The organism is Streptomyces sp. NPDC052225 (assembly GCF_040679615.1).
Classification (GTDB): domain Bacteria; phylum Actinomycetota; class Actinomycetes; order Streptomycetales; family Streptomycetaceae; genus Streptomyces.
This window is the reverse complement of the sequence record NZ_JBFAVD010000007.1, coordinates 158,506-176,938: the sequence shown is the minus strand read 5'-3', so window position 1 is coordinate 176,938 and position 18,433 is coordinate 158,506. Positions and strand designations below refer to the sequence as shown.

Below are 18,433 nucleotides of genomic sequence, written 5' to 3'. Positions count from 1 at the left end.
CAGCATGCCTGTGGCAGCACGTTTTCGCAGTACTCCGCAGAGGGCCAACGTCGTCCCTCGGCACTCAAATGCCACGACGACGACGGGAGAGCCGATGCGTACGCCGCGCCAGCCGTCCCAGCACTCCACGAACGGCCAGAAGTGGTCGCACATGGATGCTCGCCCTGCCGCCCAGGGCATGTACGACCCGCGCAACGAGCACGACGCCTGCGGCGTCGGCTTCGTGGCCACCCTCACCGGTGAGGCGAGCCACACGCTGGTCGAGCAGGCGCTCACCGTTCTGCGCAACCTGGAACACCGCGGTGCCACCGGCTCCGAGCCCGACTCGGGTGACGGCGCGGGCATCCTGTCCCAGGTGCCGGACGCCTTCCTCCGCGAGGTCGTCGACTTCGACCTCCCCGAGGCCGGTGCGTACGCCGTCGGTATCGCCTTCCTGCCGGAGCACGACACGGAGTCGTTCGTCTCCCAGATCGAGACGATCGCCGCCGAAGAGGGCCTCGATGTCCTCGGGTGGCGTGAGGTTCCCGTCGCTCCGCAGCTGCTCGGTGCCACCGCGCGCTCGACGATGCCGGAGTTCCGGCAGATCTTCGTCGCCGACGGCTCCAGCACGGACATCGCCCTCGACCGCAAGGCGTTCGCGCTGCGCAAGCGTGCCGAGCGCGAGGCCGACGTGTACTTCCCGTCGCTCTCCGCCCGCACCATCGTCTACAAGGGCATGCTGACCACCGGCCAGCTGGAGCCCTTCTTCCCGGACCTGTCCGACCGCCGCTTCGCGTCGGCCGTCGCACTCGTCCACTCGCGCTTCTCCACGAACACGTTCCCGTCGTGGCCGCTCGCGCACCCGTACCGCTTCGTCGCGCACAACGGTGAGATCAACACCGTCAAGGGCAACCGCAACTGGATGCGGGCCCGTGAGTCGCAGCTGGCCTCGGAGCTCTTCGGTGCGGAGAAGCTGGAGCGGATCTTCCCGATCTGTACGCCGGACGCCTCGGACTCCGCGTCGTTCGACGAGGTGCTCGAACTCCTGCACCTCGGTGGACGTTCGCTGCCGCACAGCGTCCTGATGATGATCCCGGAGGCGTGGGAGAACCACGACTCCATGGACCCGGCCCGACGCGCCTTCTACCAGTACCACTCCACGCTGATGGAGCCCTGGGACGGCCCGGCCTGTGTCACCTTCACCGACGGCACTCAGGTCGGCGCCGTTCTCGACCGCAACGGTCTGCGCCCCGGCCGCTACTGGGTGACGGATGACGGTCTGGTGGTTCTGGGTTCCGAGGTCGGCGTGCTCGACATCGACCCGTCGAAGGTCGTCAAGAAGGGCCGCCTCCAGCCCGGCAAGATGTTCCTCGTCGACACCGCCGAGCACCGCATCATCGAGGACGACGAGATCAAGGCGGGCCTCGCCGCCGAGCAGCCGTACGCGGACTGGCTCGAGGCCGGCGAGATCGAGCTCTCCGACCTGCCCGAGCGCGAGCACATCGTGCACACGCACGCCTCCGTCACGCGCCGCCAGCAGACCTTCGGCTACACCGAGGAAGAGCTGCGCGTCCTGGTCGCGCCGATGGCCCGTACGGCCGCCGAGCCGATCGGCTCCATGGGCACGGACACGCCGATCGCGGCGCTCTCCGCCCGCCCGCGCCTGCTCTTCGACTACTTCACCCAGCTGTTCGCGCAGGTCACGAACCCGCCGCTGGACGCCATCCGTGAGGAGCTCGTCACCTCGCTGCGCTCGTCGCTGGGCCCGGGCAGCAACCTCCTGGAGCCCACCGCCGCCTCGTGCCGGTCCGTGACCCTGCCGTTCCCGGTCATCGACAACGACGAGCTGGCCAAGCTCATCCACATCAACGCCGACGGCGACATGCCCGGCATGAAGGCCGCGACGCTGTCCGGCCTGTACCGGGTCTCCGGCGGCGGCGACGCCCTCGCCGCCCGGATCGACGAGATCTGCGCCGAGGTCGACGCCGCCATCGAGGCCGGCGCCCACCTCCTCGTGCTCTCCGACCGCCACTCGGACGCCGAGCACGCGCCGATCCCGTCGCTGCTGCTCACCTCCGCCGTGCACCACCACCTCATCCGTACGAAGAAGCGGACCCAGGTGGGCCTGCTCGTCGAGGCCGGTGACGTCCGCGAGGTCCACCACGTCGCGCTGCTCATCGGCTTCGGTGCCGCGGCCGTCAACCCGTACCTGGCCATGGAGTCGGTGGAGGACCTGGTCCGCGCCGGCACGTTCCTGACGGGCGACGAGGAGGGCGGTGCCGAGCAGGCGATCCGCAACCTCATCTACGCGCTCGGCAAGGGCGTCCTGAAGGTCATGTCCAAGATGGGCATCTCGACGGTCGCCTCGTACCGCGGCGCCCAGGTCTTCGAGGCCGTCGGTCTCGAAGAGGCCTTCGTCGAGAAGTACTTCAACGGCACGGCCACCAAGATCGGCGGCGCCGGTCTCGACGTCATCGCCGAAGAGGTCGCCGCCCGCCACGCGAAGGCGTACCCGGCCTCCGGCATCGCCCCGGCGCACCGCGCCCTGGAGATCGGCGGCGAGTACCAGTGGCGCCGCGAGGGCGAGCCGCACCTGTTCGACCCGGAGACGGTCTTCCGCCTCCAGCACGCGACCCGCTCGCGCCGCTACGACATCTTCAAGAAGTACACGGGCCGGGTGAACGAGCAGTCGGAGCGTCTGATGACGCTGCGCGGCCTCTTCGGCTTCAAGTCGGACCGTCCTTCGATCTCCGTCGACGAGGTCGAGCCGGTCTCCGAGATCGTCAAGCGGTTCTCGACCGGTGCCATGTCGTACGGCTCCATCTCGAAGGAAGCGCACGAGACGCTCGCCATCGCGATGAACCAGCTGGGCGGCAAGTCCAACACCGGTGAGGGCGGCGAGGACCCGGACCGTCTGTACGACCCGGCCCGCCGCTCGTCGATCAAGCAGGTCGCCTCCGGCCGCTTCGGTGTGACCTCCGAGTACCTGGTCAACGCCGACGACATCCAGATCAAGATGGCCCAGGGCGCCAAGCCCGGTGAGGGCGGTCAGCTGCCCGGCCACAAGGTCTACCCGTGGGTCGCGAAGACGCGTCACTCGACGCCGGGCGTGGGCCTCATCTCCCCGCCGCCGCACCACGACATCTACTCCATCGAGGACCTGGCTCAGCTGATCCACGACCTCAAGAACGCCAACCCGGCCGCGCGTATCCACGTGAAGCTGGTCTCCGAGGTCGGTGTCGGCACGGTCGCCGCGGGTGTCTCCAAGGCGCACGCGGACGTCGTCCTCATCTCCGGCCACGACGGCGGTACGGGCGCCTCGCCGCTCACCTCGCTGAAGCACGCCGGCGGTCCCTGGGAGCTCGGCCTCGCCGAGACCCAGCAGACCCTGCTCCTCAACGGCCTGCGCGACCGCATCGTCGTCCAGACCGACGGCCAGCTGAAGACCGGCCGCGACGTCATCATCGCCGCGCTCCTCGGCGCCGAGGAGTTCGGTTTCGCGACCGCGCCGCTCGTCGTCTCCGGCTGCGTCATGATGCGCGTCTGCCACCTGGACACCTGCCCGGTCGGCATCGCCACGCAGAACCCGACGCTGCGCGACCGGTTCTCCGGCAAGGCCGAGTACGTCGTCAACTTCTTCGAGTTCATCGCTCAGGAAGTGCGCGAACTCCTCGCCGAGCTGGGCTTCCGCTCCATCGAGGAGGCCGTCGGCCACGCCGAGCTCCTCGACACCGAGCGGGCCGTGAGCCACTGGAAGGCGCAGGGTCTCGACCTGGAGCCGCTCTTCTACGTCCCCGAACTGCCGGACGGCGCCGTGCGCCACCAGCTGATCACGCAGGACCACGGCCTGGAGAAGGCGCTCGACAACGAGCTCATCAAGCTCGCCGCCGACGCCCTCGCGGCCAACGACCAGGCGGACGCCCAGCCGGTGCGCGCCCAGGTCGCCATCCGCAACATCAACCGCACGGTCGGCACCATGCTCGGCCACGAGGTGACGAAGAAGTTCGGTGGCGCGGGCCTGCCCGACGACACCATCGACATCACCTTCACGGGCTCGGCCGGTCAGTCCTTCGGCGCCTTCGTCCCGCGCGGTGTCACGCTGCGCCTGGAGGGCGACGCCAACGACTACGTCGGCAAGGGCCTCTCCGGCGGCCGGATCATCGTCCGCCCGGACCGCGGCGCCGACCACCTCGCCGAGTACTCGACGATCGCCGGCAACACGATCGCGTACGGTGCGACGGGCGGCGAGCTGTTCCTGCGCGGCCGCACCGGCGAGCGCTTCTGCGTCCGCAACTCCGGTGCCACGGTCGTCTCGGAGGGCGTGGGCGACCACGGCTGCGAGTACATGACCGGCGGCCACGCGGTGGTCCTCGGCGAGACGGGCCGTAACTTCGCGGCCGGTATGTCGGGCGGCATCGCGTACGTCATCGACCTGGACATCAACAACGTGAACGCCTTGAGCCAGGCGGCCGTCGGTGCCCTCGACGACACCGACAAGCAGTGGCTGCACGATGTCGTGCGCCGCCACGCCGAGGAGACCGGCTCGACGGTCGCCGAGAAGCTGCTCGTCGACTGGGACGCGTCCGTGGCCCGGTTCAGCAAGATCATCCCCAGCACGTACAAGGCAGTGCTCGCCGCCAAGGACGCCGCCGAGCGAGCCGGTCTCTCCGAGACCGAGATCACCGAGAAGATGATGGAGGCGGCGACCAATGGCTGATCCCAAGGGCTTTCTCAACCATGGCCGCGAGGTCGCCAAGACCCGCCCGGTCGGCGAGCGCGTGCAGGACTGGAACGAGGTCTACGTTCCCGGCTCCCTGCTCCCCATCATCAGCAAGCAGGCGTCGCGCTGCATGGACTGCGGCATTCCGTTCTGCCACAACGGCTGCCCGCTGGGGAACCTGATCCCCGAGTGGAACGACTACGCGTACCGCGAGGACTGGTCGGCCGCGCAGGAGCGCCTGCACGCCACGAACAACTTCCCGGAGTTCACGGGCCGCCTGTGCCCCGCTCCCTGCGAGTCGGCGTGCGTGCTCGGCATCAACCAGCCGGCCGTCACCATCAAGAACGTCGAGGTCTCGATCATCGACCAGGCGTGGGACCGGGGCGACGTCGCCCCGCAGATCCCCGAGCGCCTGTCGGGCAAGACCGTCGCCGTCATCGGCTCGGGCCCGGCGGGTCTCGCCGCCGCCCAGCAGCTGACGCGGGCCGGTCACACGGTCGCCGTCTACGAGCGCGCCGACCGCATCGGCGGCCTGCTCCGCTACGGCATCCCCGAGTTCAAGATGGAGAAGCGCCACATCAACCGCCGCATCGAGCAGATGCGCGCGGAGGGCACCAAGTTCCGCACCGGTGTGGAGATCGGCCGCGACATCGACGCCGCGAAGCTGCGCAAGCGCTACGACGCGGTCGTCGTCGCCGCGGGCGCCACGATCTCCCGCGACCTGCCGGTCCCGGGCCGTGAGCTGAACGGCATCCACTTCGCGATGGAGTACCTGCCGCTCGCGAACAAGGTGCAGGAGGGCGACTTCGTGGCGCCCCCCATCACCGCCGAGGGCAAGCACGTCGTCGTCATCGGCGGTGGCGACACCGGCGCGGACTGCGTCGGCACCGCCCACCGTCAGGGCGCCGCTTCGGTCACGCAGCTGGAGATCATGCCGCGCCCGAACGACGACCGTGACCCGGCCTCGCAGCCGTGGCCGACGTTCCCGATGCTGTACAAGGTCACCTCGGCCCACGAGGAGGGCGGCGAGCGGGTCTACTCCGTCTCCACCACCCACTTCGGGGGTGACGAGGACGGCAACGTCCAGTGGCTGCACCTCACCGAGGTCGAGTTCATCGACGGCAAGCTGACCCCGAAGCCGGGCACGGAGCGCAAGATCCCCGCCCAGCTGGTCACCCTCGCCATGGGCTTCACCGGCACCGACCAGGAGAACGGCCTGGTCGCGCAGTTCGGCCTCGACCTCGACGCGCGCGGCAACATCGAGCGCGACGCCGAGTTCCAGACCAACGTGCCGGGCGTCTTCGTGGCCGGTGACGCCGGCCGCGGCCAGTCGCTCATCGTGTGGGCCATCGCGGAGGGCCGCTCGGCCGCCCGCGGCGTGGACCGCTTCCTGACCGGCGCCTCGGAACTCCCGGCCCCCATCAAGCCGACGGACCGCGCCCTGATGGTGTGACGGCCCCTCTCTAGACGTCCCGTACAACGGCGTACGGAACAGAGCGCGACGCTCGCCCGAACTGTCCCCGACCGGACGAACTGGGCGGGCGTCGCGGTGCGTTCGGCCTCGTGCGGGGCCCCGCGGTGGTCTCAGCCGTGGAAGCCGATGTACCCGTTGCCGTCCGCGTCGTTGCCGGACTTCGTGTACGCGTGGGTGTCCGCGTGCGAGCCCGACGGCTTGTACAGGTAGATCGTGTCCTTGTCGTTGTTCCACATGAAGTTGCAGTTGTCGCGGTAGACCACGTTGTTCGCGTCGGAGTCGGTGCCGTTGCCGCCACGCAGGCGGACGTAGTCGCCGGGCTGGAGGTAGTGGTTCTTCGTGAACGTGAACGTGTTGCCGGTCGCGTCCTTGACCTTGTAGCCCTTGAGGTTGATCGTCGCGCTGCCGGAGTAGTTCTTGATCGTCACGTACTCCTTGTACGTGTTGCCGCCGGAGCAGCGGTTGTCGTTCCGCTCGGCGAAGTTGTACTGGACCCCGCGGACCTTCAGCGCCGAGCTGTACTCGGTGGCGTACGCGGGGGCCGCTCCCAGCAGGGCCACGGCTGCCAGGGCCGAGACGGAGAGCGCGGCAGTGGTGGCCAAAGCGGGACGTATGCGCATGTGTTGACCTCTTTTGGGCAGGCGGTGCGCACGCGGGCACCGCGAAATCGACACGTCATCTTCACAGACGGGTGGGGCGTGCAGGGGGCGAATCGTTGTAATCGCCGCAGGGGTTGAGGGGCGGCTGGGTCACTGGGGCACCGAGGCGCTGGATCACTGGGTGGCCAAGGTCGGCGGGTGGTGTGGGTCGCGGGGGCGGACGGTGCCCCTGGGGCGGTCGCGGCGGCGGTGAGCATCGGGACCGGTGCCGCCACCGCAGGTGCGCCGTGAGGTCGTGGCGGGACGTGCCGTACCGTTCGAAGCCGCACCAGAGCACCTGGAGCGGATCGGCCCGCCCGGCACAGGGCCAGGCCGGGGGCCTCGTGGCGGCCGCGCCGCAGGGGGCCGTCCGGGATCTCGCGCTCGCGCAGCACGTGCGCGGGGAGGGCTACGGCACGCGGTACGTCTCGCCGTACACCTGCCACGTGAGCGGTGTCTTGAGGCTCAGGTTCCCGTCGTAGAGGAACTGGCGCTGGGCGGTGTCGATGCGGGTGGTGTCGCGGTCCGGGTTCTTGGACTTCATCGCCTTGCGGCGGATGTCCAGGAAGATGTCCAGGTACGCCTTCTCCTTGCCGCCCTGGGACGGGGTGTCGGCCTCCTTCATGGCGCGTTCGCGCAGGCCGTAGAAGCCGTTCGGGCCGATGCCGGGGCCGTGCAGGACCATCGCGTCGTAGTAGATGAACTGGCCGAGCGTGCCGAGGCCGTCGAGCTTGGCGAGGCGGACCGCCGGGTTGAAGTAGACCCGGTCGCGCTCTTCGTCCTGCGCGTCACGGAACGCCTTCTTCGTGGCCTCCGCCTTCCAGGCCGCGGTGAAACCGGGGTCGAGGCCCTTGTGGGAGTCCGTGCCGTCGACCTTGCGCAGGGCGGGGAGGTAGCGGGCCAGGCCGTTGTCGGGGTGCGCCTTGGTGTAGCGCTCGACCAGGGTCAGCAGGTCATGGGTGCCGGTGCAGAAGCCGATGATGCCCGCGGTGTAGCCCTGGCCGTCGTCTATGTCCTCTATGTACCCGTACGCGCTGCGCCAGTTCAGCGTGGAGTTCTCGGCGCTGGCCACGATCTGCTGGGCCAGTTCCTTGGACGCGGGGGCGGCGAGGCCGGGCGGCAGGCTCGCGATCAGCTTGTCGTCGGCCTTGCGCTCCGAGGCCGACTTGCCGTCGCTGTACGAGCCCGTGGAGGCCGAGGCCGACGGGATGGCGGGGGAGTCCCCCGAGCCGCCGTCGGGGGACAGGAGGAACACGACCGCTGTGGCAAGGGGAGCCACGGCGAGAAAAGAGAGGGCCAGACAGCCTGCGCGCTTCATGCGGGACAGAGTAAGCGGGGGATTCCTAGGTGAGTGCCGCGGCCTTGAGTGCCGCCAGGACCATCAGCAGCCCCACCAGTCCCACGCAGGCCACGCCTTGTGTCAGCGCCCGTCGTTCCCGCGGCGCGTACACCAGCGCCAGCGTCACGAGAGCGCCGGTCAGGAGGCCGCCCAAGTGGGCCTGCCAGGAGGTGAATCGGGACGCGATCAGCAGCCACAGCAGGAGGAACCCCATGAAGCGGTTCACGCCGCTCATGTCCGCGCCGATCCGCCGGGCGATCACGTAGTACGCCGCTCCGAGCCCGAAGATCGCGCCCGACGCCCCGACCGTCTGGTTCTCGGGCACGATCAGCAGCACCAGGACCGAGCTGCCGAGCGCCGCGATCAGGTACAGGGCGAGGTAGCGGACGCGGCCGAGCTGGGACTCGACGATGCGGCCGATGTTCCACAGCGACCACATGTTCAGGCCGATGTGCGCGATCCCGAACACGCCCTCGCTGGGCGGCAGATGGAGGAACGCGCCGGTCAGCAGGCGGTACAACTCGCCGGTCGCGACGCCCTCCGCGTGGAAGGCCGCCGGGTACGCGTCCTGGTAGACGTACGCGGCGCCGTCCGGCCCGACCAGGCCGATGCCCAGCATCCCGAGCCGGTCCACGATCCCCGGAAAGACCGCCTCGCCGAGGAAGACGAGGATGTTCACCGCCATCAGCGCGTACGTCACCAGCGGCACGGCCGAGATCCGGCCGCCGGCCACGGTCCGGGCCTGGCGCACGGTGCGGGATCCCTCGCGCACGCACTCGGGGCACTGGAAGCCGACCGCCGCATCGCGCATGCAGTCGGGGCATATGGGCCGCTCGCAGCGCGTGCAGCTGATGTGCGTCTCGGTGTCGGCGTGGCGGTAGCACGTCGGTGCCGTGGCGGACGGGGGTGTGGACTCCACGGCCGGGCTCCTGGGATCTGATCAACATCGGGCGCCGAACAAAATAGCGAACTCGGGCGGGGTCGGACCCCGTCGGCCTGTCACGATCACGTACCGTCTGCGCCCATGGACACCGAGGTCGTCGTACGTCTGCTGCCTGCCGCGGAGCGCCCCGCCGTCGCCTGGAAGAACGGCGGCGGCGTCACCCGCGAGATCGCCGGCGCCCCGCAGGGCGCGGGCACCGCCGACTTCCGGTGGCGGGTGAGCCTCGCGGAGGTGGCGGCCGACGGCCCGTTCTCCGCGTTCCCCGGCGTCGACCGCACGCTCACCATGGTCGAGGGCGACGGGATGGAGCTGACCGTCGACGGGGCGGTCACCCTCGTCAACGCACCGTACGAACCACGGGACTTCGCCGGTGACGTGCCCACCGGCTGCCGGCTGCTCGGCGCGCCCGTCGTCAACTTCAACGTCATGTGGCGGCGCGACGCGGTCGCCGCCCCGCCGTCCGTCGCCGTCGTACGCGGGCGGCTGCCGCTCACCGGGCCGTCGCTCGCCGTCGCCCTCACCGACGAAGGCGCCGAGGTCGCGGGGCACCGGCTCGGCCGGTACGACGCCGCGCTCGTGACGGGCACCGGCGCCGCCGCGCTGCACGCGCAAGGGCAGGTCGCCGTCGTCAGCGGACTGGTGATCTGACGCGAGGAGAAGGGTGGAGGGTCCGGGTGAGGGCTTGCCGGGTGCGTTCCGCGCTGGCAGCCTGACCGGCGTGATCGAGACGACCGACGCTTTTGTGGAACACCGGCGCCTGCTGTTCTCCACCGCCTACCGGATGCTCGGCAGCGTCGCCGACGCCGAGGACGTGTTGCAGGACGCCTGGATCAAATGGGACGGGGTGGACAGGTCCGAGGTCGCCAACCACCGGGCGTACCTCGTGCGCACCGTCACCAACCTCTGTCTGACCAGGCTCACTTCGGCCCGCGCCCAGCGCGAGACGTACGTCGGACCGTGGCTGCCGGAACCGGTGCTCACCGACGCGGGCGCCGGGCCCGAGGGCGACCTCGCGCCGGATGTTTCCGAGGGCGTGGAGCGCGCCGAGTCCGTCTCTCTCGCGATGCTCGTGGTCCTGGAGTCGCTCTCCCCGCTGGAGCGCGCCGTGTTCGTCCTGCGCGAGGCCTTCGGCTACTCGTACGCGGAGATCGCCGATGCCACCGGCCGCGCCGAGGCCACCGTGCGCCAGACCGGGCACCGCGCCCGCGCGCACGTCCAGGCACGCCGCCCGCGCTACGGCGCGAGCGCGGGGGCCCGCCGCGAGATCACCGACAAGTTCCTCGCGGCCTGCTCGGGCGGCGACCTGAACGCCATGATGGAACTGCTCGCCCCCGACGTCACCGCCTGGTCGGACGGCGGCGGCAAGGTGCAGGCCGCGCGCCGCCCCCTGCACGGCACGGACCACGTCGCCCGCTGGCTCATGGGTGTGCTCGCCAAGCCCGGTCTGGAGAACGTCCGCTCCGAGGTCGTCGGCATCAACGGGCAGCCCGGCGTCGTGTTCACCGCCGGCGGGGACCTCCTCGGCGTCCTCGTCCTGGAGACGGCCGACGGCCTCGTCCAGGAACTCCGCTTCCAGGTCAACCCCGACAAGCTGTCCGGCATCACCCGCCGATCCGCCTGAACTGCTCGTCCGTCAGGGTGACGTGGAGAGCCGCGACGTTCTCCGCGAGGTGCACGGGCGAGGACGTGCCCGGGATGGGGAGGATGTTCGGGGAGCGGCGCAGCTGCCAGGCCAGGGCGACCTGGGAGGGCGTCGCGCCGATCTCCCCGGCGACGGCGGCGACCGCCGCGACCGGGCTGTCGGGGCCTGCGAGCGCGCCCATCGCGATCGGGAACCACGGGATGAACGCGATGCCGCGCGCCGCCGTGTGGTCGACGACCGCCTCGTGGTCGCGGGTCGCCAGGTTGTAGAGGTTCTGGACGCTCGCGATCGGCGCGATCGCCTCGGCCGCCTCGATCTGCTCGACGCTCACCTCGGAGAGCCCGATGTGCCGCACCTTGCCCTCCTCCTGGAGCTGCCTGAGCGCGCCGATCTGGTCGGCGAGCGGGTACTGCGGGTCGATCCGGTGCAGTTGCAGCAGGTCGATACGGTCCGACCGCAGCCTGCGCAGGCTCAGTTCGGCCTGCTGGCGCAGATAGGCCGGGTGCCCGAGCGGCACCCACTCGGTGGGCGAGGGGCGCACGACGCCGACCTTCGTGGCGACGGTCACGCCGTCCTTGTACGGGTGCAGGGCTTCGGCGACCAGCTCCTCGTTGGCGCCCAGGGCGTACGCGTCGGCCGTGTCGAACAGGGTCACGCCGAGCTCGGCGGCGCCGCGCAGCAGGGCGATCACTTCCGAACGGTCGGTCGGCGCCGTCCAGATGGGGGCTTCCGCGCCCCGCCGCTCGCCGGGGGCGCCGGCCAGCCGCATCGTTCCGTAGCCGATACGGGAGACGGGAAGATCGGATCCGAGTGGATACGTTGTGCTGGTCGCGTCGTTCGTCGAGTTCGGCGTCGGCATCGGGTTCTTCGTCGTGTTCGTCATGACGGGGACGCTATGAGCTCACATGGGTGTGAGGTTCAAGCGACTGTGGCGCACGTCACTTCAAGGGGGTTGGGGATGTCGGATGAAGATCGGTGAGCTGTCGAGCGCGACCGGCGTCAGCGTGCGGCTGCTGCGCTATTACGAGGAGCAGGGCCTGCTCACCGCCGGCCGCACCGCCGGCGGACAGCGGGTGTACGACGCCGAGGCGCCGCGCACCGTGCGCCGTATCCGCGCCTTCCTGGACGCAGGACTGCCCACCCGGGTCATCGGGGAGATCCTCACGTGCGTGTGCGGCAGCGAGGCCGAGGTCGAGCCGTGCCTGACGCCGATGCTCCTCGACCAGCTCCGGGACATCGAGGAGCGCATCAACCGCCTCCAGGGGTCGCGGGCCTCCCTCGCGGACATCCTCACGGCCACCCGGTCACCCGCGCCCGGCAGGCGGCGGGAGAACCCCACGCGTCCCGCAGCGGGCGTGCCTTCCTGAGCCACAGGGACAGGTCCAGCTCTTCCGTGTAGCCGATGGCGCCGTGGAGCTGGAGGGCGGCGCGGGCCGTCGCGTACGCCGCGTCGCCCGCCGCCGCCTTGGCCGCCGCGACGTCCGCGGGCGTCATCGACAGGGCCGCCCCGAACAGCAGCGGCCGGGCGAGCTCCAGGCCGATGAGGGCGTCCGCCAGCCGGTGCTTGACCGCCTGGAACGAGCCGATGGGCACGCCGAACTGCTCGCGCCGGCCCGCGTACTCGACGGTGCGGCGCAGCAGTTCGAGCCCGACGCCGAGCGCCTGCGCCGCCGTCAGGAACGCCGCGACGTCCGAGGCCCGCGCCACCGCCTCGCGCACCTCGGGGCCGCGCGCCACCACCTCGCCGCCCTCGGGCGGGAACAGGCGGCGCGCGGGGTCGGCGGACGCCCGCAGCGGCCCGCGCCCGGCGGCGATCCGCAGCGTGTCGTCCTCGGCGACGAACACCGCGTCCGCCGCGTCCGCGTCCAGCGCGTACGACCCCGCGGCCAGTGTGACCGTCGCGTCCCCGCCCGCGATCCGCGGCAGCCACTCCTTCGCCGCCCCCGAGGCGTCCGGCAGCGCGCCGAGCAGCACCGCCACCGCCGCCGTCTCGACGACCGGGCCCGGCACCGCGTGCCGCCCCAACTCCACGTACGACACCGCGAGTTCCACCGGGAGCAGCCCGAGGCCCTCGTGCGCCTCGGGGACCGCGAGCGCGAACACCCCGGCCTCCGCGAGCCGCGCCCACAGCGCCCGCCCAGGACCGAAGTCGCCGCCCGCCCACGCGCGCGCCGCCGACGGGGTGTCCGCCGCGCCCAGCATCCGGTCGAGGGTGCGGCCGAACTCGGCCTGCTCCGGCTCCAGCAGGAACCTCATCAGCGGCGTCCCTTCGGCAGGCCGAGCAGCCGCTCGGCGATGATGTCCCGCTGGATCTCGTTGGTGCCCGCGTAGATGGGCCCCGCGAGGGAGAAGACGTACCCCTCCGCCCACTCCCCGTCCGCCAACTCGCCTTCTGCACCGAGGAGTTCGAGCGCCGTCTCGTGCAGCGCGATGTCGTACTCCGACCAGAACACCTTGTTCAGGCTCGACTCCGCGCCGATCCGCTCGCCGGCCGCGAACCGGGACGCGTGGGCGTACGTGAACAGCTGGTAGGCGCGTGCCCCGATCAGCGCGTCCGCCACCCGGCCCTGGAGCGCCGGGTCCGCGCCGTGCTCCCGCCACAGCCGCGCGAGCCGGTCCGCGGCGGCGAGGAAGCGGCCGGGGGAGCGCAGGGTCAGCCCCCGCTCGTTCCCCGTCGTCGACATGGCGATCCGCCAGCCGTTGCCCGGAGCGCCGATCACGTCCTCGTCCGGTACGAACACCCCGTCCAGGAACAGCTCGGCGAACGCCGGCTTCCCGTCGAGGCGGCCGATCGGCCGGACCGTGACGCCGGGCGCACGCAGGTCGAACATCAGATACGTCAGCCCGTGATGGGGCTTCGCCGCCGCCGGGTCCGTGCGGAAGATGCCGAACGCCCGGTCCGCGAAGGCGGCCCGCGACGACCACGTCTTCTGCCCGTGCAGCAGCCAGCCGCCGTCCGTGCGCACCGCCCGCGAGCGCAGCGACGCCAGGTCCGAGCCCGCCTCCGGCTCCGACCAGGCCTGCGCCCAGATCACCTCGCCGCTCGCCATCGACGGCAGGACCCGGGCCCGCTGCTCGTCCGTGCCGTGGTCGAAGAGGGTCGGCGCCAGCAGGTTGATGCCGTTCTGCGAGACGCGGCCCGGGGCGCCCGCGGCGTAGTACTCCTCCTCGAACACCAGCCACCGGAAGATGTCGACGCCGCGGCCCCCGAACTCCTCGGGCCACGACACCACCGACCAGCGGTCCGCGTGCAGTTCGGCCTCCCACGCGCGGTGCGCGGCGAAGCCCTCCGCGGTCTCCAGGGAGGGCAGCGGCCCGGCCGGTACGTGCGCCGCCAGCCACTCCCGCGCCTCCTCGCGGAAGGCGTCCTCCTGCGGAGTGAAGTCCAGGTTCATCGCGCGCCCGCCTCCTTCATGGCCCGGACGTCCATCCCGCCGAGCGGGTCGGCAGCCGTCTCCGCGTTGTGCGCGTGCGCCAGGTGGTGCAGGCCGAACACCGCGTCCATGCCCGCGTGCAGGCCCTGGAGGTCCTCCGCCTGGTTCACCGCGCGCTTGGCGAGCGCGAGCCCGAGGCGCGGCATCTCGGCGATCCGGCCGGCCAGATCCCGCGTGGCGGCGCCGAGTTCCTCGCGCGGCACCACCCGGTTGACCATCCCGACCTCGTACGCCCGGCGCGCGCTCATCCGCCCGCCCGTGAAGAGGAACTCCTTCGCGATCCGCGGCGGCATCACCCACGGGTGCGCGAAGTACTCGACGCCCGGTATCCCCATCCGTACGACGGGGTCGGCGAAGAACGCGTCCTCGCTCGCCACGATCAGGTCGCACACCCACGCCAGCATCAACCCGCCCGCCACGCACGCCCCTTGGACGGACGCGACGAGCGGCTTCGGCAGCTCGCGCCAGCGCCGGCACATGCCGAGATACACCTCCGACTCGCGCGCGAACCGCGACTCCGCACCCCGCTTGTCGCTGTGGTCCCACCACAGTCCGGCCCGCCGCTCGAACGGCAGGTGCGCGTCGCGCTCCGGCGTCCCGATGTCGTGCCCCGCCGAGAAGTGCTCGCCCGCGCCCGCGAGGACCACGGCCTTGACGCCACCGTCCTCGGCGGCCCGGTAGAAGGCGGAGTCGAGGGCGTACGTCATCGCCGAGTTCTGCGCGTTGCGGTACTGCGGCCGGTTCATCGTCACGTACGCGACCTGGCCCTCGACCTCGTACAGGACGGGCTGCTCTGCGGGCATCGAAAACGTCCTTCCCTAACAAGTGTTTGGTAGGTTAGCTTATGAGCATGCACACCGTCGAGGACTTCCGGATCGGGACAGAGGTGCGCGTATGACGAGGTCCATCGCCCCCGAGTACGTCCCGGGGCACCGGCTGCTCGACGGGCGGACCGCCGTGATCACCGCGGCCGCGGGCGCCGGGATCGGCGGCGCCACCGCGCGCCGCTTCCTGGAGGAGGGCGCCCGCGTCGTCATCAGCGACGCGCACACGCGGCGCCTCAAGGAGAGCGAGCGGGCGCTCGCCGAGGAGTTCGGGGCCGGCCGGATATCCGCGCAAGCCTGCGACGTGACCGACGAGGAGCAGGTGCGGGCGCTGTTCGGCCACGTCGCGGCGGAGCACGGCGGCCTCGACATCGTCGTCAACAACGCCGGTCTGGGCGGGACGTCGGCCCTCGTCGACATGAGCGACGAGCAGTGGAGCCGCGTCCTGGACGTCACGCTCAACGGAACGTTCCGGTGCGTACGGGCCGCCCTGCGCGCCTTCCGCGACACCGGCCGCGGCGGCGTCGTCGTCAACAACGCGTCCGTGATCGGCTGGCGCGCCCAGGCCGGGCAGGCGCACTACGCCGCGGCCAAGGCCGGGGTGATGGCGCTGACCAGGACCGCGGCGATCGAGGCCGCCGCGTACGGCGTACGGGTCAACGCGGTGGCGCCGAGTCTCGCCATGCACCCCCACCTGGTGAAGGTCACGTCGCAGGAGCTCCTCGCCGAGCTGACGGAGAAGGAGGCGTTCGGCCGGTACGCGGAGCCCTGGGAGGTGGCCAACGTGATGGTGTTCCTCGCCTCCCGCTACTCCTCGTACATGACCGGCGAAGTCGTCTCCGTCAGCAGCCAGCACCCATGAGCGCCTCGCCCGAGCGGCGGCGTGAACTCCTCGACACGGCGGCCGACGTGTTCGCGGCGCAGGGCTACGACGCCACCACCGTGCGCCGGATCGCCGACGCGGCGGGGATGCTCGCGGGCAGCCTCTACTACCACTTCGACTCCAAGGACTCGATCGTCGAGGAGATCCTGCGCGGCTTCCTCGACGAACTGGGGGACCGCTACGACACGGTGCTCGCCGCCGGGCTCGGACCGCGCGCGACGATGCGGGCCCTGGTCACCGAATCGTTCCGGGAGATCGACCGGCACGGGTCCGCCGTCGCCATCTTCCAGAAGGAGTCGAAGACGCTCGCGGCCAGGGAGCGGTTCGCGTTCCTCGCCGCGTCACAGCGCAAGTTCGAGCAGACATGGCTGGCCACCCTCCGGGAAGGGGTGGCGGCCGGGGCGTTCCGCGCCGACCTCGACATCCGGCTCACCTACCGGTTCGTCCGCGACACCGTATGGGTGGCCGCGTCCTGGTACCGGCCGGGCGGCCGGTACAGCCCCGAGGACATCGCCCGCGAATACCTGGCGACGGTCCTCGACGGGATAGCCCAACAGCCCTCTTAGCATCGGGAGTTGAAGCACCATGGCCGAGGCCTTCATCGTCGAAGCCGTCCGCACACCCGTCGGGCGCCGCAAGGGCGGACTCAGCGCCGTCCACCCCGCCGACCTGGGCGCCCACGTCCTGAAGTCGCTCGTCACCCGCACCGGCATCGACCCGGCCGCCGTCGAGGACGTCGTCTTCGGCTGCCTCGACACCGTCGGCCCGCAGGCCGGGGACATCGCCCGCACCTGCTGGCTCGCCGCAGGACTGCCCGAGGAGGTGCCGGGCGTCACCGTCGACCGGCAGTGCGGCTCGTCGCAGCAGGCGATCCACTTCGCCGCCCAGGGCGTGCTCTCCGGGACGCAGGACCTCGTCGTCGCGGGCGGCACCCAGAACATGTCGATGATCCCGATCGCCTTCGCCTCCCGGCAGGCCGCCGAACCGCTCGGCCTCACCGAAGGCCCGTACGCCGGCAGTGAGGGCTGGCGCGCCCGCTACGGCGACGCCCCCGTCAACCAGTTCCACGGCGCCGAACTCATCGCCCGGAAGTGGGGCATCACCCGCCAGGACCAGGAGGAATGGGCGCTCCGCTCCCACCAGCGGGCCCTGCGCGCCATCGACGAGGGACGCTTCGCCAAGGAGACCCTCGCGTACGCGGGCGTGAGCGTCGACGAGGGTCCGCGCCGCGACACGACCCTGGAGAAGATGGCCGGGCTGAAGCCGGTCGTCGACGGCGGCACCATCACCGCCGCCTGCTCCTCGCAGGTCTCCGACGGCGCGGCCGCGCTGCTCATCGCCTCCGAGCGGGCCGTACGGGAACACGGGCTGACGCCGCGCGCCCGCATCCACCACCTCTCCGTACGCGGCGAGGACCCCATCCGGATGCTGTCCGCGCCCATCCCCGCGACCGCGTACGCCCTGAAGAAGACCGGCCTCACCATGGACGACATCGACCTGGTCGAGATCAACGAGGCGTTCGCCCCGGTCGTCCTCGCCTGGCTCAAGGAGACCGGTACCGACCCCGAGAAGGTCAACGTCAACGGCGGCGCCATCGCCCTCGGCCACCCGCTCGGCGCCACCGGCACCAAGCTGATGACGACACTGCTGCACGAACTGGAGCGCACCGGCGGCCGGTTCGGCCTCCAGACCATGTGCGAGGGCGGCGGCCAGGCCAACGTCACGATCATCGAGCGCCTGTGACCACGGGGAGTACGGGGATGGGGGAGGGGCAGCTCGCGGGCAAGGTCGCCCTGGTCACCGGTGCGGCCCGCGGCATGGGCGAGGCCATGGCCCGAGAACTCGTGGCGGGCGGGGCGCGGGTCGTGCTCGGTGACGTACGCGTGGAGGAGGGGGAGAAGGTCTCCGCGGACCTGGGCGACGCGGCGCGGTTCGTGCGGCTCGACGTCACCGACGCGGCGTCCTGGGCGGCCGCCGTCGACACCGCCGTCGCGACGTACGGCCGCCTCGACATCCTCGTCAACAACGCCGCGATCCACACGACGTCGCCCATCGTCGACGAGGACCCGGGGCAGCTGCGGCGGCTCCTGGAGGTCGACCTCGTCGGCCCGTTCCTCGGCATCCAGGCCGTCGTCCCCGCCATGCGGGCCGGGGCGGCCGGCGGCTCGATCGTGAACATCTCCTCGCAGGCCGGGCTCGAGGGCATCCGGGGGCACGGCGCGTACGGCGCCGCGAAATGGGGGCTGCGCGGCCTCAGCAGGACCGCCGCCCTCGAACTCGGCGGCGACGGAATCCGCGTCAACGCCGTCTTCCCCGGAGCCGTCGACACGGCCATGACCGCACACCTGGGCACCACCGACCACCCGGCCGCCGCGCTCGGCCGCATCGGACGGCCCGACGAGGTCGCGGCGCTGGTGGCGTTCCTCGCCTCGGACGGCGCCTCCTATCTGACCGGCGCGGAGATCGCCGCGGACGGCGGCGCGTCGGCCGGACGGATGCCGGGGGCCGGGCAGCGCGGCAAGGGGACCGGCCGGTGACCCGGCGCCCGCCGGCGGGG

16 protein-coding genes are annotated in these 18,433 nt (G+C 71.4%); 9 read left to right on the top strand and 7 right to left on the bottom strand.

All coding sequences use genetic code 11. From position 1 onward, the window contains the following. Nucleotides 1–94 precede the first annotated feature (94 nt). The gene (gltB, locus tag AB0L37_RS13525) at nucleotides 95–4,696 is read left to right on the top strand and encodes a glutamate synthase large subunit (protein WP_365503914.1); all 4,602 of its coding nucleotides are present in this window, start codon (nucleotides 95–97) and stop codon (nucleotides 4,694–4,696) included. After that, the gene (locus AB0L37_RS13520; protein WP_365503912.1) at nucleotides 4,689–6,152 is read left to right on the top strand and encodes a glutamate synthase subunit beta; all 1,464 of its coding nucleotides are present in this window, start codon (nucleotides 4,689–4,691) and stop codon (nucleotides 6,150–6,152) included. The genes gltB and AB0L37_RS13520 overlap by 8 nt, the downstream gene beginning before the upstream one ends. A 131-nt stretch (nucleotides 6,153–6,283) precedes the next feature. Here the strand turns inward: AB0L37_RS13520 and AB0L37_RS13515 are convergent, their stop codons facing one another. The 3 genes from AB0L37_RS13515 to AB0L37_RS13505 form a co-directional block, all read right to left on the bottom strand. Next, complete coding sequence (locus tag AB0L37_RS13515) at nucleotides 6,284–6,793, bottom strand: lamin tail domain-containing protein (RefSeq protein WP_365503910.1); 510 nt, start codon at nucleotides 6,791–6,793, stop codon at nucleotides 6,284–6,286. 427 nt (nucleotides 6,794–7,220) lie between these two features. After that, nucleotides 7,221–8,129 carry a chitosanase gene (locus AB0L37_RS13510; protein WP_365503908.1) on the bottom strand — a complete coding sequence of 303 codons (909 nt, stop codon included), beginning with the start codon at nucleotides 8,127–8,129 and terminating at the stop codon, nucleotides 7,221–7,223. A 25-nt stretch (nucleotides 8,130–8,154) separates the two neighbouring features. Beyond that, nucleotides 8,155–9,069 (bottom strand): rhomboid family intramembrane serine protease, encoded by a 915-nt coding sequence (locus tag AB0L37_RS13505; RefSeq protein WP_365503906.1) that lies wholly within the window; start codon nucleotides 9,067–9,069, stop codon nucleotides 8,155–8,157. 105 nt (nucleotides 9,070–9,174) lie between these two features. Here AB0L37_RS13505 and AB0L37_RS13500 point away from each other — a divergent pair, with 105 nt between their 5' ends. After that, nucleotides 9,175–9,741 carry a HutD family protein gene (locus AB0L37_RS13500; protein ID WP_365503904.1) on the top strand — a complete coding sequence of 189 codons (567 nt, stop codon included), beginning with the start codon at nucleotides 9,175–9,177 and terminating at the stop codon, nucleotides 9,739–9,741. Nucleotides 9,742–9,814: 73 nt separating this feature from the next. Continuing rightward, nucleotides 9,815–10,714, top strand: a complete 900-nt coding sequence (locus tag AB0L37_RS13495; protein ID WP_365504243.1) for an RNA polymerase sigma-70 factor — start codon at nucleotides 9,815–9,817, stop codon at nucleotides 10,712–10,714. Here AB0L37_RS13495 and AB0L37_RS13490 read toward each other — a convergent pair. Then, nucleotides 10,695–11,594 carry an aldo/keto reductase gene (locus AB0L37_RS13490; RefSeq protein ID WP_365504241.1) on the bottom strand — a complete coding sequence of 300 codons (900 nt, stop codon included), beginning with the start codon at nucleotides 11,592–11,594 and terminating at the stop codon, nucleotides 10,695–10,697. The genes AB0L37_RS13495 and AB0L37_RS13490 overlap by 20 nt on opposite strands. 106 nt (nucleotides 11,595–11,700) lie before the next feature. On the opposite strand from AB0L37_RS13490, the gene AB0L37_RS13485 reads away from it, so the two are divergent. Next, nucleotides 11,701–12,102, top strand: coding sequence for a MerR family transcriptional regulator (locus AB0L37_RS13485; RefSeq protein WP_365503902.1), 402 nt, complete (start codon nucleotides 11,701–11,703; stop codon nucleotides 12,100–12,102). On the opposite strand, the gene AB0L37_RS13480 is transcribed toward AB0L37_RS13485, so the two are convergent. The 3 genes from AB0L37_RS13480 to AB0L37_RS13470 are packed head-to-tail and all read right to left on the bottom strand — an operon-like array spanning nucleotide 12,026 to nucleotide 14,972. Further along, nucleotides 12,026–12,991 (bottom strand): acyl-CoA dehydrogenase family protein, encoded by a 966-nt coding sequence (locus tag AB0L37_RS13480; RefSeq protein WP_365503900.1) that lies wholly within the window; start codon nucleotides 12,989–12,991, stop codon nucleotides 12,026–12,028. The genes AB0L37_RS13485 and AB0L37_RS13480 overlap by 77 nt on opposite strands. Next, the gene (locus tag AB0L37_RS13475; protein WP_365503898.1) at nucleotides 12,991–14,130 is read right to left on the bottom strand and encodes an acyl-CoA dehydrogenase family protein; all 1,140 of its coding nucleotides are present in this window, start codon (nucleotides 14,128–14,130) and stop codon (nucleotides 12,991–12,993) included. Before AB0L37_RS13475 ends, AB0L37_RS13480 begins: the two co-directional genes overlap by 1 nt. After that, entirely contained in the window at nucleotides 14,127–14,972 is an 846-nt protein-coding gene (locus tag AB0L37_RS13470; RefSeq protein WP_365503896.1) for an enoyl-CoA hydratase, read from the bottom strand. The genes AB0L37_RS13475 and AB0L37_RS13470 overlap by 4 nt, the downstream gene beginning before the upstream one ends. Nucleotides 14,973–15,063: 91 nt before the next feature. On the opposite strand from AB0L37_RS13470, the gene AB0L37_RS13465 reads away from it, so the two are divergent. The 4 genes from AB0L37_RS13465 to AB0L37_RS13450 are packed head-to-tail and all read left to right on the top strand — an operon-like array spanning nucleotide 15,064 to nucleotide 18,413. Then, nucleotides 15,064–15,855, top strand: a complete 792-nt coding sequence (locus AB0L37_RS13465; protein ID WP_365503894.1) for an SDR family oxidoreductase — start codon at nucleotides 15,064–15,066, stop codon at nucleotides 15,853–15,855. Further along, on the top strand, nucleotides 15,852–16,442 hold the full coding sequence (locus AB0L37_RS13460; protein WP_365503892.1) for a TetR/AcrR family transcriptional regulator: 591 nt from the start codon (nucleotides 15,852–15,854) through the stop codon (nucleotides 16,440–16,442). Before AB0L37_RS13465 ends, AB0L37_RS13460 begins: the two co-directional genes overlap by 4 nt. Nucleotides 16,443–16,461: 19 nt before the next feature. Next, nucleotides 16,462–17,619 carry an acetyl-CoA C-acetyltransferase gene (locus tag AB0L37_RS13455; protein ID WP_365503890.1) on the top strand — a complete coding sequence of 386 codons (1,158 nt, stop codon included), beginning with the start codon at nucleotides 16,462–16,464 and terminating at the stop codon, nucleotides 17,617–17,619. Between the two features lie 17 nt (nucleotides 17,620–17,636). Next, on the top strand, nucleotides 17,637–18,413 hold the full coding sequence (locus AB0L37_RS13450; RefSeq protein WP_365503888.1) for a glucose 1-dehydrogenase: 777 nt from the start codon (nucleotides 17,637–17,639) through the stop codon (nucleotides 18,411–18,413). The last annotated feature ends 20 nt before the right edge of the window (nucleotides 18,414–18,433 follow it).

Bases quoted from the DNA above. Each gene is read 5' to 3' on its own strand.
- gltB (WP_365503914.1), top strand. From the start codon at position 95: ATGCGTACGCCGCGCCAGCCGTCCCAGCACTCCACGAACGGCCAGAAG.
- AB0L37_RS13520 (WP_365503912.1), top strand. From the start codon at position 4,689: ATGGCTGATCCCAAGGGCTTTCTCAACCATGGCCGCGAGGTCGCCAAG.
- AB0L37_RS13475 (WP_365503898.1), bottom strand. From the start codon at position 14,130: ATGAACCTGGACTTCACTCCGCAGGAGGACGCCTTCCGCGAGGAGGCG.
- AB0L37_RS13460 (WP_365503892.1), top strand. From the start codon at position 15,852: ATGAGCGCCTCGCCCGAGCGGCGGCGTGAACTCCTCGACACGGCGGCC.
- AB0L37_RS13490 (WP_365504241.1), bottom strand. From the start codon at position 11,594: ATGCCGACGCCGAACTCGACGAACGACGCGACCAGCACAACGTATCCA.
- AB0L37_RS13515 (WP_365503910.1), bottom strand. From the start codon at position 6,793: ATGCGCATACGTCCCGCTTTGGCCACCACTGCCGCGCTCTCCGTCTCG.
- AB0L37_RS13510 (WP_365503908.1), bottom strand. From the start codon at position 8,129: ATGAAGCGCGCAGGCTGTCTGGCCCTCTCTTTTCTCGCCGTGGCTCCC.
- AB0L37_RS13465 (WP_365503894.1), top strand. From the start codon at position 15,064: ATGACGAGGTCCATCGCCCCCGAGTACGTCCCGGGGCACCGGCTGCTC.
- AB0L37_RS13470 (WP_365503896.1), bottom strand. From the start codon at position 14,972: ATGCCCGCAGAGCAGCCCGTCCTGTACGAGGTCGAGGGCCAGGTCGCG.
- AB0L37_RS13455 (WP_365503890.1), top strand. From the start codon at position 16,462: ATGGCCGAGGCCTTCATCGTCGAAGCCGTCCGCACACCCGTCGGGCGC.
- AB0L37_RS13450 (WP_365503888.1), top strand. From the start codon at position 17,637: ATGGGGGAGGGGCAGCTCGCGGGCAAGGTCGCCCTGGTCACCGGTGCG.
- AB0L37_RS13480 (WP_365503900.1), bottom strand. From the start codon at position 12,991: ATGAGGTTCCTGCTGGAGCCGGAGCAGGCCGAGTTCGGCCGCACCCTC.
- AB0L37_RS13485 (WP_365503902.1), top strand. From the start codon at position 11,701: ATGAAGATCGGTGAGCTGTCGAGCGCGACCGGCGTCAGCGTGCGGCTG.
- AB0L37_RS13500 (WP_365503904.1), top strand. From the start codon at position 9,175: ATGGACACCGAGGTCGTCGTACGTCTGCTGCCTGCCGCGGAGCGCCCC.